This is a genomic window from Fulvivirga ligni (assembly GCF_021389935.1).
GTDB classification, from domain to species: domain Bacteria; phylum Bacteroidota; class Bacteroidia; order Cytophagales; family Cyclobacteriaceae; genus Fulvivirga; species Fulvivirga ligni.
This window is the reverse complement of record NZ_CP089979.1, coordinates 6,229,684-6,244,147: the sequence shown is the minus strand read 5'-3', so window position 1 is coordinate 6,244,147 and position 14,464 is coordinate 6,229,684. Positions and strand designations below refer to the sequence as shown.

Below are 14,464 nucleotides of genomic sequence, written 5' to 3'. Positions count from 1 at the left end.
CCGCTTCTGAAAAGAAGTGGCTTTTTTATGACAGTTATAATGGGAACACTGCTCCACAAATAACTGCAATTTGTAGAAATGAGCCGTATTAAAACAAAAAGGTCTCAAATATCAACTTGAGACCTTTTTGTTTTAATTTATGCTTTTTGAGCTCTTACCCCTCACTGCTCACAGGGTCAGCACTTCTAGGATAAGTTCTTTCTTCTTGAATGGTTCCATCCTCCTTATGAATCTTCAAAGAACCGCCACCATGGCTTTCTAAATAGGTTGCACTCTCTTTAATAGCCTCATCTTTAGTGGTATGAAACGCCTTTGAAGCTCTATCGTTTCCTTCTTTTGTCAAGTTCCAGCTATCGTTTTCTTTAGTTAAATGATAAAAGTCCATAATATTAATATTTTATAATGATCTAATTTATTTACCATTTTAAATTCAAGGTCTGTGCCAAGGCTGTAGAATTGATACAGAAATAATGTGGAAGCTTTGTGTTTTATAAGCGTATTATTTACGTTTATAAAAATTTTGAATTACGCTACATGGAAACTTTTGATCTTTCGAATCATTCGCATCGCAGATATAATATTTTAACGGGAGAGTGGGTGCAAGTATCACCTCACCGTGCTAAGAGACCCTGGCAAGGGCAGCAGGAGGAAGGTAATGCCGAACTAAGACCCCAGCATGATCCTACATGCTACTTGTGCGCTGGTAATACACGCTCTAATGGAGAGGTGAATCCTGATTATACCGGTACTTATTCGTTTGTGAATGACTTTGCTTCACTAACCTCTGACTTTGAAGGAGAAGGTTTTGAGAAGGGGCTAATGAAAGCTAAAAGTGAAAAGGGTCTATGCAAAGTAATATGTTTTTCTCCCAGGCATGACTTAACCATTCCAGAGCTGGAAATTAATGAGATAAAGGAGGTGGTTGATCTTTGGGTGAAAGAATGTAATGAGCTTTCGCAGTTAGACTATATCAATCATATTCAGATATTTGAAAATAAAGGCAGCATTATGGGCTGCTCTAATCCTCACCCTCACGGGCAAATTTGGGCTCAGGAATCTGTACCTGTGGAGCCAGTAAAAAAGGCCTTACATTTTAAAAATCATTATGATAAAACAGGAAGCTCACTTTTATCGGATTACTTAAAAGAAGAATCTGAAGCGGATGAGCGGATTATATTCGAGAATGAACATTTCATAGTTTTGGTGCCATTTTGGGCGGTTTGGCCATACGAAACGATGATTGTTCCTAAACGAAAAATGGCTCAGATTACTGAAATGTCAGAAGGCGAAAAAGCGGCCTTTGCCGAGGCCATTCAGCAGCTGACAATCAAATATGATAATTTATTTGAAACCTCATTTCCATATTCATCGGGCATTCACCAGGCTCCTTTTGATGGCGGAGAGCATGCTGAATGGCATTGGCATATGAGTTTTTATCCGCCACTGTTGAGGTCGGCTACAGTGAAGAAGTTTATGGTAGGGTATGAAATGTTTGGAAATCCGCAGAGAGATATTACTCCAGAACAGGCCGCTAAAACCTTGCAAGCACTTAGTAATGTTCATTACAAAGCTCAATTGGCTTAAAAAATAAAGGGGCTGTCTTAAAACAGCCCCTCTCTACTTAAAGTAAAGCAGATAGCAAAAACTTCAGCTTATATTAAGGCTTTATTAGTTTGTAGCTTTTTGATTCTCCATTTTGATCACTCATAAATAGAATGTACATGCCCGTTGGCAGCTCCGAAACTTTCATTTCTAAAGTTTCTCCTGGAGCAATTTGTACAGATTCATTGACAAAGTCAGTTCCTGTTATTGCTCTTAATTTTACAGAGAGCTCTTTATTCTCATAGCTTCTGTTCTCGAGAGTTATATGTGTCTTTATTTCTGTAGGATATACATTGACGCCATTCAATTGAGACTCAACTCCAGAAACCAGGTTAGGGCCCAGCTCTATATCGGTTACATTAGGGTTTTCGGCCGTTAGTTCAAAAGTTTGAGACATAGATGATGAAGGTCTTTCTAACACCACCCTATATTTGCCGAAAGGCAACTGCCCAAAGTGAAAGTCTCGGCCGCTATTGGTTAAATCCCAACCTAAGATTTTATTGGCATTGGCGTCTTTAAGGATAACTACATAATCACCGCTTTCTTGTTCAGCATCTACAAGTCGTCCTGTGGCAGAACCCGCACCAGGTGAGGATAATTGATATGACCTAATCAAGGTGATTTTGATGTCTTCGGCTGCTCCTGTGAGGTTAATGGCATCGGCATCTCTCCAGCTAATACCGTTTACAAAGTAAGTAGGCACATACGGACCATATATTTCTTCCGCGCCTCTGCCATATATTAAGTATCTGCCAGGCATGAGGTTATTAAATCTGAAGGCTCCCTGATACACTTCGCGCTCATCAATCTTGGTCCATCGTGAGGTGATACTATCATTTTGATAGAGCTCCACGGTTCCACTGGTTACCGGGAGCAGGTCTGCATAGAGGCTACCTTCTATGTAAAGGGAGTCATTGTCTTGAGGTGAAATAATAACATTCGTGCAATAAATACAGCTTTCCAGGCTGTCGGTTTGGGTTAAGCACACATTATAGGTTCCATCGGAAGGAAATTCATGGTATACTATTGGTGTGGTAGCTCGAGAGCTGTCGCCAAAGTCCCAGATATACGTTAGGCTGGAGTCAGAGGCAGTGAACTTCACCAAATTGTTAGTGATATATTCATAATCAAATGAACATTGAAGGCTCGAGTCCTGGACGTTGATAAGCTGTGTAGTGGCGCATGAAGATGTACTATCACCCAAGCTTAGTCCTACTGTGTACTGACCCGCCGAGGGGAAGTTGTAGATAAAGGTTGATGATGAACCGCTAGGCTCACCATCAACAAGCCAACTATAATTCTTGCTAGAGTCTTGATCGTTTGCTCTGAACTGATACTCTAAACCTCCCAGGTTTTGATAATCAAATGATGCATCACAATTGGTGCTATCTCCGATGGTGATAGGTCGGCAGGAATTGCATGATAGATTTGATGTTAGGCATATTTCATAATTACCAGGAGCTTCATATTTATGTCGATAGATGGCTTCATGCATAGTGCCTGGAATGCTATCATAAATAACAGTTCCATCACCGAAGTTCAGTCTTATTGTATAATACGCTGCTCTACCTGTTAAAATAGGGATGACTCTAATGGAATCAGGTGATTCGAAATAATATTCCAGAGCGCATTGATTATCAACGTCTTGTACGCTTATTACTGCTGTAGTAGTGCAGCTATCGGAAGCATTTATATACGTTAAAGATACTGTATGCGACCCCGGTAAAAAGGTTCTGTCTGCCACGGCGCCACTATCAGTGTCATTTTTGTCAAATGTCCAAAGATATTCATCTGCCGTGCCGCTAGCGGTGAAGGTAAGATGGTTAATATCCAGGCTATCAACCACGTAAGTAAAGCCGTAGCAGGTGCTGTCGGACATGATGATTGAATTGGATCTGGTTGAAATATCAGCACTATTGAATGCAGCTGAAACGGTGAACGCTCCCATAGACGTAGCATATGAGGATTCTGTGGCTAAAATCAGAATCATTGCTACGATCAGTTTTAATCGAAATTTTTCTAGTAATTTTTTCATTTTAAAGAGGACTTTATCTATAGACCATCTCATTAGTGAAATCCCCTAGTTGATTCTCTAATTTTTTAAAATATAATTCCTAACCTAAGACCGGTATTGTATCTTTTGAAGCTGGATGCATGGCTTAAACCATATTGGGCATATGGAGAGACGTAAAGTTTACTTTCCCTAAATGAATTAAAATAAATGGGCAGGCTGAGAGACGCATCTACCTGATAAGATTGAGGGCGGGTAATAATGACATTGTCTGATGCAGTGTTGTTGTCGAAGTTTTGCTCATCTCTGAACGTTCTCGAATATAGAATGCCGGGGCACAGTTCTACCGAAATTTTGCCTTTTTTAATTATATAACCTAAGCTTAGTGAAAGGCTGATTCTCTGTGCATTATCAGATCTGTCAATATTTTGTATGCTCTCATATTCAGTTCTTACCGTGTCGGTTACATATACAGGTATTCTTTCTCCATTTTCTATTATAAAGTACGTGGAAAGGGTATCTATCCTGGTGTTGGACATCATTTCTGAGGTGGAATATTGAATATTCCTGAGGAGGTAGTTATATTCTAAGGTGGCATTAATGGATAGATTTTTCAGGGAGTAGGAGGCCTGAAAACCAGTGGCAATACCTTTAAAAGCTTTATCATTCTTCTCGCTTGTAAACCAGATATTTGGGCTGGCATAGATGCTATATCTCCATTTTTGATTACTGAGATCAACCTTTTTTTCTACCTTAACTGTGTCATAAATATATTTTGGTTTTTCTATTACCATGGTGTCATACACGGTGATCTCTACTCTTTGAGTGTCATATTGAATGATTTTTTCCTCAATTCTAATAGTGTCATATACAATATGCTCTGCTACAGGTGGTGCTTTCTTTATTTCAGGAGCTTTTTTTATGACTATATAAGATTCTATGATCTCAAATTCGAACTTTGGATGCAGTAGCTGACTTAAGGCTTCCGTGAGGGTTTTGCTTTTCACATCGGCTGTTAAGTTGGGTTCTTCTAAAAAGAGTTTAGGGTTGTAGGAAAGATATAAGTCAAACTTATCGGCTATATCTTGAAGCGCCTGAGATAGGCTTTCATCCTTGAAATGAAACGTGGATCTTTTTGTCTGAGCAGAAGCTGCTGTAGTAAAGGCCACTAAAAGAAATAACGTAATAAAATTTTTATTTACACCCATTACCCTTGATCATGATTGAGTCGCCGCTCACATAACTGGTTAAGTCATGCGTAGATTCAATAACCTTAATAATTGTTTCTAATGATTGTTTTTTGAACGTAGCAGTGATTTTGCAATGATTAACTGCCTCATTTTCAACAACTATCTTGTGATTAAATTCATGGGATAAAGTCTCAAACACGTTTGATAAGGAGTCGTTTTTAAATTGCATAATGCCAGTTTGCCAATAAAGCTGGTTGACATCAGCAGAGGATTTAATGATAGGTTGATTATCGTTTTTGCTCACCACTTCTTCTTGAGCTTGCAATATAATGGCTTTTTCATTGTCATTATATTTAACAGCTACTGTTCCTTCTAAGACTAACACCTCTGTTAACTCATTAGGGAAGGTTTTTACAAGAAATTTGGTACCGAGTACAGTGATTTTAGCATCGCTGGTGAGTACTGAGAATGGTCTTTCTTTATTATGAGCTACCTCGAAAAAAGCCTCTCCTTTAAGGTTAACTATTCTCTCTGGTGAGCTACTGAATAGTACTGAATCATAGGTGATTACAGCATCTTTTTTAAGACTTATGGTAGTGTGATCCTCAAGATCAAATTCTTGCTTGGCAGCTTCAGCGGTAAGTTGCTTTATGCTTGCCTGAGTATCTACTGTCTGATTTTTGGTGAAGAGGAAAACAGACACGGCAATTATAATAACGCTAGCTGCTGCGTACCACCATACAGGAGTAATCTTGGCTGTTTTTCCTTTGGGTGATGAATCTTCAATTTGTTGCTGTACTTTTTGAAATGCGTCGTTTACGTCTACATTTCTGGTGCCCGCTAATAGCGATAGCTCCCAGGCTTGATAGATCTTTTGAGCTTCATCCTGATTGCTGGCGCTTTCCAGCCATCTTTCCACACGTTGTGCCTCATCTTCAGGAAGTTGCTCTCCTTTAAGATATGCCAAAACTAAGCTTTCATCAATATGGTTTTCAGTGTGGTCCATTTATTATCAAACAATCATAGATTAAAAATCCCCTATTAGCAAAATAAAAAATATCAAAATCTCCAGTAAAGACTCTCTCAATAACTTCATCGCCTTGGTGATGTGATTCTCCACTGTTTTGGTGCTAATATCTAAATGATCAGCTATTTGCTTGTGGCTCATATTCTGAAACCTGCTGAGCTGAAAAACTTCTTTGCATTTATCAGGCATTGCATTGATTACGTCGTGCATCTTGTCAATGAGCTCATCTTCCACATCATCATAGGTGTAATTGAGTATCTGATCCTGATAACTTTTTTGGGTATGAGTAAGGTACTTTTGCTCTACCTGAATTCTTTTTAAATGGTTAAAGCACTTGTTTCTAACGGTGGTGAGTAGGTAGGGGAGTGGTTTAAGATCATCTTTCAAAGACGCTCTCATTTCCCATAGTTTAATGAAAACTTCCTGAGTGTATTCTTCAGCCAGTTCTTCACTCTTGAGTAAACCTAATGCCAGGTTCCATAGCGGTTTGTAATACTCCCGAAATATTAATTCAAAAGCCTGCTTTTCCCCCTTCTTAATCCTTTCTATAATATTTTTCGGTACCAACTGGTGCTGATCAGATTTGTTCAATAAAACAGGCGTTAAATTAGAATAAATATTATAGATATAATACTTTTTGTAATATGGTTTTGTTCAAAACCAGTGAATAATATTTTTCTTATAACTATTATTTAAACGTATTAGTATGTGAATGATTTGATAAATGTTCTGACTTTATTAGGACTATTTTACGGTTCAGTATCCTAATTCTACGACTGGGTTATTAAATTTTTAATGTGATCTCTGAACTACTCAGTTTAGTACTCATAACGAGCCTAAAATCACATTCACATGAAACTCAATATAATATTCTTCGCACTGTTTTTTGTTAGTTCATTGGCCTTTGGGCAAACTACTATCTCCGGTACTGTAAAAGATGCCACTGACACATCCCTTCCTGGTGTAAATATCTATCTGAAAGATACTTATGATGGTACTAGTTCTGATGCTGCAGGTGCTTTTCAGTTTCAAACAGATGAATCTGGTACGCAGATTCTGATCGTTTCAATGGTGGGTTATCATCAATGGCAACAGGAGATTTCCTGTACTGGTGATAAGGTAGTTTTAAGCATAGTTTTAAAAGAAAGTATTAATGAGTTAACAGCTGTGACCATAACTGCCGGAGCCATGGAGGCTAGCGATGAGGCTAAATCAGTAATTATGAAACCGCTGGATATAGTTACTACTTCCGGTGCGGCTGGCAACCTCATTGGAGCCCTTACTAAATTGCCCGGTACAGCTACCGTAGGGAATGACGGTCGTTTGTTTGTGCGTGGGGGAGATGCTTCTGAAACAAATATTTATATTGATGGATTGGAAGTGTCCAATGCCTATGGTAGTGCTGCTCCTAACGTTCCTACACGGTCTCGCTTTGATGCCAATCTTTTCAAAGGTAGCTTTTTTAGTACCGGCGGCTATTCTGCTGAGTACGGCCAGGCTCTATCTTCGGCTTTGGTGCTTAATTCAGTGGATATGCCTTTAAGAAATCAGGCTGATATAAGTCTGATGACCGTAGGTGCGGCTTACTCTCAGACTTTGGTTGGAAAACAAAATGCCATCAGTTTCAATGGTAGCTTCACCGATCTAAAGCCTTATCAATCCATTATATCACAGAATTATGACTGGAACCGAGCACCCCACAGCTGGAATGCAGAGGTGCTGGGCAGACAGAAATATGGTAAAAGCGGGATGCTGAAAGTGTTTGCACATACCGAAAGGGCTCAATATTCTCTTAATCAACCAGTGGTAGGGGAAAACTATAAACAGTCTATTGATATGGATAACCAATATCATTTCGGTAGCGCCAGCTTTAAGCAATCCTTAAACAAAGATTGGTTTATATACGGTGGGGCTTCTTTCTCTTCAAACACAGATGATGTGAGTATAGCGGCTTCTTCTTTCAAAAGAAAAGCTACGCTCGCCCATGGTAAACTAGCCGCTGTGAAAGACTTTAGCGACCGATTTTCATTGAAGAATGGACTTGAATTCTACGCCGATCACTATGAGGAGGAAAATCTAAATCTAGGTGCAAAGCGTACTTATGATAATGATTTCGTAGATCATTTTATTGAAGGTGATTACTATCTCAGCTCAAAATTTGTATTGCGAGGTGGTTTGAGAACTTCCTATAGCAGCTACCTGAATGAAGTTTGGTCAACGCCGAGAGCCTCTTTGGCTTATAAATCAGGTGAACATAGTCAGTTTTCATTGGCCTATGGCGCCTTTAGACAGATGCCTAAGCATGAAAGGATAGTTCAATCAAATGGCCTTGATAATTCAAAGGCTGAGCACCTTATTCTTAACTACCTGTTAGAAGGTGGAGGAAGAACTTTTCGAATCGAGAGTTTCTATAAAAAATATAGTCAATTGGTGAAATTCGACTCTTTGATCAACCAAGCCTATTACGGTCTTGATAATTCAGGAGATGGATATAGCCGTGGGTTTGATGTTTTTTACAGAGATAATAAAAGCATATCAGGTACTGATTTTTGGATAACTTATTCATTTATAGATAGTAAAAGAAACTACGATCAGTTTCATGCTGAAGTTACTCCAGGATATGCTCCAAAACACAATGTTTCTCTGGTAATGAAGCACTTCGTTCGGTCTCTCAAGTCGCAGGTGGGCTTCTCATATTCCTGGAATGATGGCTACACCTATAATGACCTCAATGCCGATGTAGAAATGTCAGCCAAGACCAAAGCCTATAATAATCTGAGTTTAAGCTGGAGCTATTTGCCAAGACCCAACATTATCATCCATGCGGAGTGTAGTAATGTATTAGGAAGTGAAAATGTGTTTGGCTATGAGTTTAGTGCCGCAAGAGGTGAGAATGGTCAATATGCCAGCCAACCAATCATCCAATCGGCCGACAGGTTTTTGTTTTTGGGCGTGTTCATTACGCTGTCCAAGGACAAAACAGCCAATATGATGAACAACCTATAATTGATTTTCAACTTTAAAAATATTGATACAATGAAAAATCTCCTGATTTATGCCCTGATATTAATTGCAGCGAATTCAGCTTGGGCTCAGTCGCCTTATGAAAAAGCCATGACGAAAGCATTGAAACAGTTCAACGATGTAAAATCTATTGATGATCTGCAAAATGTGGCTAATACCTTTGAGCGCATCGGCCAGAAAGAAACAAAAGAGTGGCTTCCTCTATATTATGAGTCATTGACCTATATTATCATGGGTTTTGATAAGTCTCTGAGTATGTCTGAAAAAGATCAGTATTATAAAAAGGCGGAGGAACTTGCCAACGAAGCTGCACAGCTGGAGACCAATTCTGAGATTACAGCGCTAAAAGGCTATGTGGTTATGGGTAAGCTCTCCGTAGATCCGGCAGGAAGAGGGCAGTCATTATCACCAGTGGCAGTGAAGTTTTTTCAGGAGGCCATACAGCAGAATCCTGATAATCCACGGGCACTTTTCTTGATGGCTCAAATGGAATATGGTGCCGCTCAGTTTTTTAGTAAAAGCACGGAAAATGCCTGCGCTACGCTCAAAAAGGCTGTTGCTCAATATGAAAAGGGAAAGACAGAGGGCCTGCTGCCCATATGGGGAAAGGACCGGGCGGTGAAAATGCTAGAGCAGTGCCAGTAAACTCCTAATTATTTTTACCACTCAAAGAATAACGGTGGCATCATTTAGTGGGATACTCTATAATTGAGTAATAAATTCAAATTACTCAATACTATCTTCTAAACATATGAAGTATATATACAGCCTAATTGCCTTGTTTATCATAGGCAAATCTTTTGCCCAGGTGCCACCTGCTACAGATCCGAGACATTATGATATTGTATCGGCCATTTCTGCAGACAGGATTCAAAAAGATATTGAAAAACTGGTTTCATTCGGTACCAGACACACTTTGTCAGATACTGTTTCTAAGAAACGAGGTATCGGCGCTGCCAGAAGGTGGATAAAGTCTGAGTTTGATAATATCTCTAAAGATTGTAAAAGCTGCCTTGAGGTGAGCTTTATGCGTGATCTGGTAAAGGGCGATCCTAAGACCAGAATTAAAAATGATGTAGAAATAGTGAATGTAGTAGCTATTCAGCGTGGTACCAAATACCCTAACAGATATGTGATTATGAGTGGTGACATTGATAGTCGTGTTACGGATGTGATGGATGCTAAGTCAGATGCGCCAGGAGCCAATGATAATGCATCAGGAATGGCTGGGGTTATGGAAGCGGCCAGAGTGCTAAGCAAGTATAAATTTGAGTCAAGCATCATCTATGTGGGTCTTTCTGGTGAGGAGCAAGGTCTGTTTGGAGGTAAAGCCATGGCCGAATATGCTAAGAACAACAATTGGGAGGTAATAGGCATCTTGAATAATGATATGATCGGGAACATAGAAGGAGTGAATCAGGTGATTGACAATAGAAGCTTTCGCATATTTTCGGAGCCAACTCCCGTAACAGAAGACGATCGTACTCGCATGATGAGACGATATTATGGCGGTGAGGTAGACGGTGTTTCCAGACAATTGGCCAGATACATAGCTAAAATGACCAATACATACATGCCAGAAATGAAGCCTATGATGATTTATAGGTTAGATAGATTTGGACGTGGAGGACATCACAAACCATTTAACGATGCAGGTTTCCCTGGAGTAAGAATCATGGAAACCAATGAAAACTATACATGGCAGCATCAGGACATCAGAACTGAAGATGGCGTGGCTTATGGGGATGTACTGGAGCATGTGAACTTCCCTTACGCAGCTAAGCTCACCGCTGTAAATGCCATCACATTAGCGGGACTAGCCTGGGCGCCACCTTCACCTACCAAGGTGGAGATAGCAGGTGCCGTGCAGCCAAGCACTTCTCTAAGATGGGAAAAGGTAGAAGATGATAACCTTGCAGGTTATAAGATCTATTGGAGAGAAACTACAGAAGCACAATGGCAATACTCCAAATTCGTGGGTAATGTTTCAGAATACCTATTGGAGCACGTAGTAATTGATAACTACTTCTTTGGTGTAGCTGCCGTCGGTAAGAATGGAGATGAAAGTGTGGTGGTTTTCCCTGGCGGGGTTTATAGTCGTGAAGAACACAAGCATTGATGAAAAGATAAATTCTTATGAAAGGCCGATGGAAATCGGCCTTTTTTGTTTTGCAATAAGGACTGTCAGATCAATATTACCTTAATGTTAAGTTGCCAATCCCAGATCCCACCAAATCACCTCAAAGTTTCTAAAAAGGTACATCTTAAAAGATACTTCTGTAATGTTCATCTGATGTAGAATTCTATTTTGAAATCTCTCTAATTTCATCTTTTTGTTGGTTTTTGGTAATGTGATAATTCGTATAAATAATTCGAAATACACCCATAATTACATGAGATGTTCCTGAAGGACTTAACAATTACAACATATACGTAACACACCTGAAACAATGAGTTAATACGAGATATCTTTCTTTGCGGAAATTTTTTGAAAAATGAACAGTAGGATATCTATTACAATGGTATTGGGCTTATTGGGTTTGTTCTCATGCACTGAGGACAGAGTGATCCCTGAAACAAGCGTTGATACCACAAGCTATGATGTAGTACATTATTGGAATTTTAATGATAACACATCAGAAGAAACTTTAGTAACCCCCACCTATAGTATTGGTGGTACTTCAATGGTTTATGAAGGCAGTTATTATGATGATACCGATGAAGGATCAACATTAAACGCCAGAAATAATGATGAAGCAGCAAATGCACTGAGGCTGAGAAATCCATCTGGTGATTTTACGGTTAGCATGCCTACTTCTGGGTATGATGATGTGATCATTACCTATGCTGTGAAGAGAACCAGCAGTGGTCCGCAGGAGCAGCAGTTCTTCTACTCTGTAGATGGCGTTAACTTTATCCAGACTGACCTTGAGAATACTGATTATGCTGTTACTGAGAACTTTGTATTGCATCAATACAATTTTCAGGACATAGCAGACGCTGATAATAATCCCAACTTTAAAATAAAAATCGCTTTCGATGTGAATGCTGACGGTGATTCTGGAAACTCACGTTTCGATAACCTTACCGTAGATGGTATTAGAAATGGTGAAGTTATTCCTGACTTCCCTAGCGGTGAAAAACAGCCTGAGGTACTTCATTACTGGAATTTCAATAATGTTGAAGATTTAGAAACTCCAAATACTGGCGCAGGAAGCTGGACTTACAGCGGAGAAGAGTATGACGATGTGGAGGGGACTAACATCAATGCATTAAATGCAGATGAAGCTTTAACAGGTTTAAGACTTAGAAACCCATCAGGTGATTTTGTCTTGTCGTTGCCTTCTGCTGGTTATGAGAATTTGGTGATGAAATTTGCCGTTCAGAGATCTGGTAAAGGTGCTACTACCCAAGATATTTACTATTCTGTGAATGGTACTGACTTTATTCAGGATAATCTTGATGCCATCAGTTTTGAGGTGCCGGAAGAAAATCCAGAAGATGCCGAGCTTGGCTATGTGCTGATCACGATAGATTTCAGCGCAATTTCTGATGTGAATGATAATGCGGACTTCAAAGTGAAGTTCTCCTCAGAGGCCACAGAAAAGGGTAACACCCGATATGACAATATTACATTAGAAGGAACTTCAATATAAAACGATGACATTACTTCAAAAGGTGCTTAGTGTGGCTTTGGTTTTTAGCTGCACTTGTCTTTTTGCACAAGATTTAAAATTAAAACCTACGGAAAAGCTCTCAATAGATATTCCTGAGCCTTCTGATGTGGCTTTGGCTCATAGTGGACAATCCCTCTTTATAGTTAGTGATGATGGTTATTTGTTTGAAACAGATCTTAAAGGGAAAGTACTGAGAAAGGCAGAGACCTATAAAGGTGTAGATGATGAGGCAGTTTATGCAGATGAAAATTATGTTTATGCTGTGGAGGAATTCTCAAGAACTATTAAGCTGTTTGATCTAGAGACACTTACACTGCAAAGAACTTATGAGATGCCTTACCATGGCGGTAGAAACAAGAGTTATGAAGCTTTCACTTTTAACAAAGCCAGAAATCGCTTCTTGTTGATAACAGAAAAGGATCCTACCTATCTTTTTGAGTTGGATAAAAGTTTTGAGAAAATCAATACAATCGACATCAGTCACATAGCACGAGATATTTCAGCTGCAACCGTTTATAATGGCTATGTGTGGTTGCTAAGCGATGAGGACCGAAGCATCTATAAGTTAAATGCAGAAACTTATGAAGTACTTTCCCAGTGGGAAATTCCTGTTCTTAACCCTGAAGGCCTCACTTTTGATACGAATGGCAATATCATAGTGATATCTGATGCCATGCGTAAAATCTATTATTTCAATAACCCTGAAAATTAAGAAGTCTTGAAAAGAGTATTATTAATATTGATATTGGGTTGTGCAAGCGGTTTAGTGCAGGCTCAGGTGACCTTCGGTACGGGAGATCATGTTATTGAAATAAAAGGCCGACTTTCTACCTATTATAACCAGAGGTTTTTGAAAGATGGAGAGGAAGATCAGAAGAAAGATCGCTTCAAACTGCGTGATGCACAGATAGATCTGGAAGGGCGCATCAAAGATATCTGGGAATATGAGATTCAGGTAGATTTTGCAGACCTTGCGGCTGGTGGTGAAATAGATCCTGCTAACCCTGGATTAATGGATACCTATGTTACTTATAAAGGGTTATCATTTGTAAATGTGAAAGTTGGATATGGCAAACTTCCTTATTCGAGAAGTTCTATGACTCCCTTCCCATATTCGCCTTACTGGCAGAGATCACAAATTGCCAGAGGAGATCTTTTCAGTAGAAGAGATGTGGGTGTTACGCTTTATAAAGATATCTGGCAAAGCCGAATTAATGTATACGCTGGAGCCTATACTGGTTTAGGTGAATATTCATTAAAAGGTGATAATGATGCCAGCGGAAACCTGGAATATGTTGGTAGAGTGGATTTTTCATATCCTGCTGGCAGCAAGAAAAGGGAGGTGGATTATGTGCACACGCCGGTTCCTTTGTTTTCGGTAGGTATCAATGGCCGATATGCTAATAAGAGCTTACCAGAAGGAGAAGATTTTCCTGAAAACAGTCAGGGAGAGTATGGCATGAGCGTGATAGATGGGAAGAAGTATGTGTATGGCTTCGATGTTTCATTGATGTATCAGGGTTTTTCTGGTCAGTTTGAGATGCATCAGGTAAAAGGTGAACCTCAGGATCCTGCTAATCCATTATTGTTAGGTTTGTCATCAGATAAAACGGATGGATATTTTCTGGCCGGGGGGTATTATGGTCAGTTAAGTTACTTCGCTAAATGCTTAAAAACTATTCTTAGTGTTCGCTACGAACAATTGAATTTAAATGACCTGGCAGAAGGCGATTCCAAAAGACTTTCAGCGGCTTTGGCTTATCAGCTAAAAGGGTTTGATGCTATGTTTAAAGCGCAATATTTCAATGTACTCTCAGAGGAAGAGGCTATTGATGCTTTGAAGTGGAAGGAGCAAATAAGAGTAGGCTTAGTACTCAATTTATAGTCTTCCGTAACTTTATTGAAATCCGCTTTCTGGTGAGGGAAGCGGATT

Annotated in this window: 13 protein-coding genes; 7 read left to right on the top strand and 6 right to left on the bottom strand. The window is 39.5% G+C overall.

Translation table 11 applies throughout. From position 1 onward, the window contains the following. Window positions 1-154: 154 nt before the first annotated feature. Complete coding sequence (locus tag LVD16_RS26530) at window positions 155-385, bottom strand: DUF2188 domain-containing protein (protein ID WP_233771318.1); 231 nt, start codon at window positions 383-385, stop codon at window positions 155-157. Between the two features lie 149 nt (window positions 386-534). Between LVD16_RS26530 and LVD16_RS26525 the strand changes: the two genes are divergently transcribed. Beyond that, window positions 535-1,584 (top strand): UDP-glucose--hexose-1-phosphate uridylyltransferase, encoded by a 1,050-nt coding sequence (locus tag LVD16_RS26525; protein WP_233771317.1) that lies wholly within the window; start codon window positions 535-537, stop codon window positions 1,582-1,584. Window positions 1,585-1,657: 73 nt separating this feature from the next. Here the strand turns inward: LVD16_RS26525 and LVD16_RS26520 are convergent, their stop codons facing one another. From LVD16_RS26520 to LVD16_RS26505, 4 genes are all read right to left on the bottom strand, one after another. Continuing rightward, complete coding sequence (locus LVD16_RS26520) at window positions 1,658-3,637, bottom strand: PKD domain-containing protein (RefSeq protein WP_233771316.1); 1,980 nt, start codon at window positions 3,635-3,637, stop codon at window positions 1,658-1,660. A gap of 65 nt (window positions 3,638-3,702) precedes the next feature. Next, the gene (locus LVD16_RS26515) at window positions 3,703-4,821 is read right to left on the bottom strand and encodes a hypothetical protein (RefSeq protein WP_233771315.1); all 1,119 of its coding nucleotides are present in this window, start codon (window positions 4,819-4,821) and stop codon (window positions 3,703-3,705) included. Then, window positions 4,808-5,809 (bottom strand): FecR domain-containing protein, encoded by a 1,002-nt coding sequence (locus LVD16_RS26510; RefSeq protein ID WP_233771314.1) that lies wholly within the window; start codon window positions 5,807-5,809, stop codon window positions 4,808-4,810. Before LVD16_RS26510 ends, LVD16_RS26515 begins: the two co-directional genes overlap by 14 nt. 21 nt (window positions 5,810-5,830) lie before the next feature. Continuing rightward, complete coding sequence (locus LVD16_RS26505) at window positions 5,831-6,421, bottom strand: RNA polymerase sigma-70 factor (RefSeq protein WP_233771313.1); 591 nt, start codon at window positions 6,419-6,421, stop codon at window positions 5,831-5,833. 261 nt (window positions 6,422-6,682) lie between these two features. Between LVD16_RS26505 and LVD16_RS26500 the strand changes: the two genes are divergently transcribed. The 3 genes from LVD16_RS26500 (at window position 6,683) to LVD16_RS26490 (ending at window position 10,973) form a co-directional block, all read left to right on the top strand. After that, window positions 6,683-8,836 (top strand): TonB-dependent receptor, encoded by a 2,154-nt coding sequence (locus LVD16_RS26500; protein ID WP_233771312.1) that lies wholly within the window; start codon window positions 6,683-6,685, stop codon window positions 8,834-8,836. 30 nt (window positions 8,837-8,866) lie between these two features. Further along, a complete protein-coding gene (locus LVD16_RS26495; RefSeq protein WP_233771311.1) occupies window positions 8,867-9,499 on the top strand; it encodes a hypothetical protein in 633 nt (210 codons plus the stop codon). 106 nt (window positions 9,500-9,605) lie between these two features. Further along, entirely contained in the window at window positions 9,606-10,973 is a 1,368-nt protein-coding gene (locus LVD16_RS26490; protein ID WP_233771310.1) for a M28 family peptidase, read from the top strand. 87 nt (window positions 10,974-11,060) lie between these two features. On the opposite strand, the gene LVD16_RS27795 is transcribed toward LVD16_RS26490, so the two are convergent. Then, window positions 11,061-11,183: a hypothetical protein gene (locus LVD16_RS27795; protein WP_255697750.1), complete on the bottom strand. Its 123-nt coding sequence runs from the start codon at window positions 11,181-11,183 to the stop codon at window positions 11,061-11,063. Between the two features lie 166 nt (window positions 11,184-11,349). Between LVD16_RS27795 and LVD16_RS26485 the strand changes: the two genes are divergently transcribed. From LVD16_RS26485 to LVD16_RS26475, 3 genes are read left to right on the top strand one after another with little or no spacing between them, the layout of a single operon-like run. Then, window positions 11,350-12,510, top strand: a complete 1,161-nt coding sequence (locus LVD16_RS26485; protein ID WP_233771309.1) for a hypothetical protein — start codon at window positions 11,350-11,352, stop codon at window positions 12,508-12,510. A gap of 4 nt (window positions 12,511-12,514) precedes the next feature. Then, complete coding sequence (locus tag LVD16_RS26480; protein WP_233771308.1) at window positions 12,515-13,243, top strand: SdiA-regulated domain-containing protein; 729 nt, start codon at window positions 12,515-12,517, stop codon at window positions 13,241-13,243. 6 nt (window positions 13,244-13,249) lie between these two features. Further along, window positions 13,250-14,416, top strand: coding sequence for a porin (locus tag LVD16_RS26475; protein WP_233771307.1), 1,167 nt, complete (start codon window positions 13,250-13,252; stop codon window positions 14,414-14,416). Window positions 14,417-14,464 lie beyond the last annotated feature (48 nt).

Excerpts from the sequence above, each read along its gene's own strand:
- LVD16_RS26530 (WP_233771318.1), bottom strand. The coding sequence starts at position 385 with ATGGACTTTTATCATTTAACTAAAGAAAACGATAGCTGGAACTTGACA.
- LVD16_RS26525 (WP_233771317.1), top strand. The coding sequence starts at position 535 with ATGGAAACTTTTGATCTTTCGAATCATTCGCATCGCAGATATAATATT.
- LVD16_RS26520 (WP_233771316.1), bottom strand. The coding sequence starts at position 3,637 with ATGAAAAAATTACTAGAAAAATTTCGATTAAAACTGATCGTAGCAATG.
- LVD16_RS26515 (WP_233771315.1), bottom strand. The coding sequence starts at position 4,821 with ATGGGTGTAAATAAAAATTTTATTACGTTATTTCTTTTAGTGGCCTTT.
- LVD16_RS26510 (WP_233771314.1), bottom strand. The coding sequence starts at position 5,809 with ATGGACCACACTGAAAACCATATTGATGAAAGCTTAGTTTTGGCATAT.
- LVD16_RS26500 (WP_233771312.1), top strand. The coding sequence starts at position 6,683 with ATGAAACTCAATATAATATTCTTCGCACTGTTTTTTGTTAGTTCATTG.
- LVD16_RS26495 (WP_233771311.1), top strand. The coding sequence starts at position 8,867 with ATGAAAAATCTCCTGATTTATGCCCTGATATTAATTGCAGCGAATTCA.
- LVD16_RS26490 (WP_233771310.1), top strand. The coding sequence starts at position 9,606 with ATGAAGTATATATACAGCCTAATTGCCTTGTTTATCATAGGCAAATCT.
- LVD16_RS27795 (WP_255697750.1), bottom strand. The coding sequence starts at position 11,183 with ATGAAATTAGAGAGATTTCAAAATAGAATTCTACATCAGATGAACATT.
- LVD16_RS26485 (WP_233771309.1), top strand. The coding sequence starts at position 11,350 with ATGAACAGTAGGATATCTATTACAATGGTATTGGGCTTATTGGGTTTG.
- LVD16_RS26480 (WP_233771308.1), top strand. The coding sequence starts at position 12,515 with ATGACATTACTTCAAAAGGTGCTTAGTGTGGCTTTGGTTTTTAGCTGC.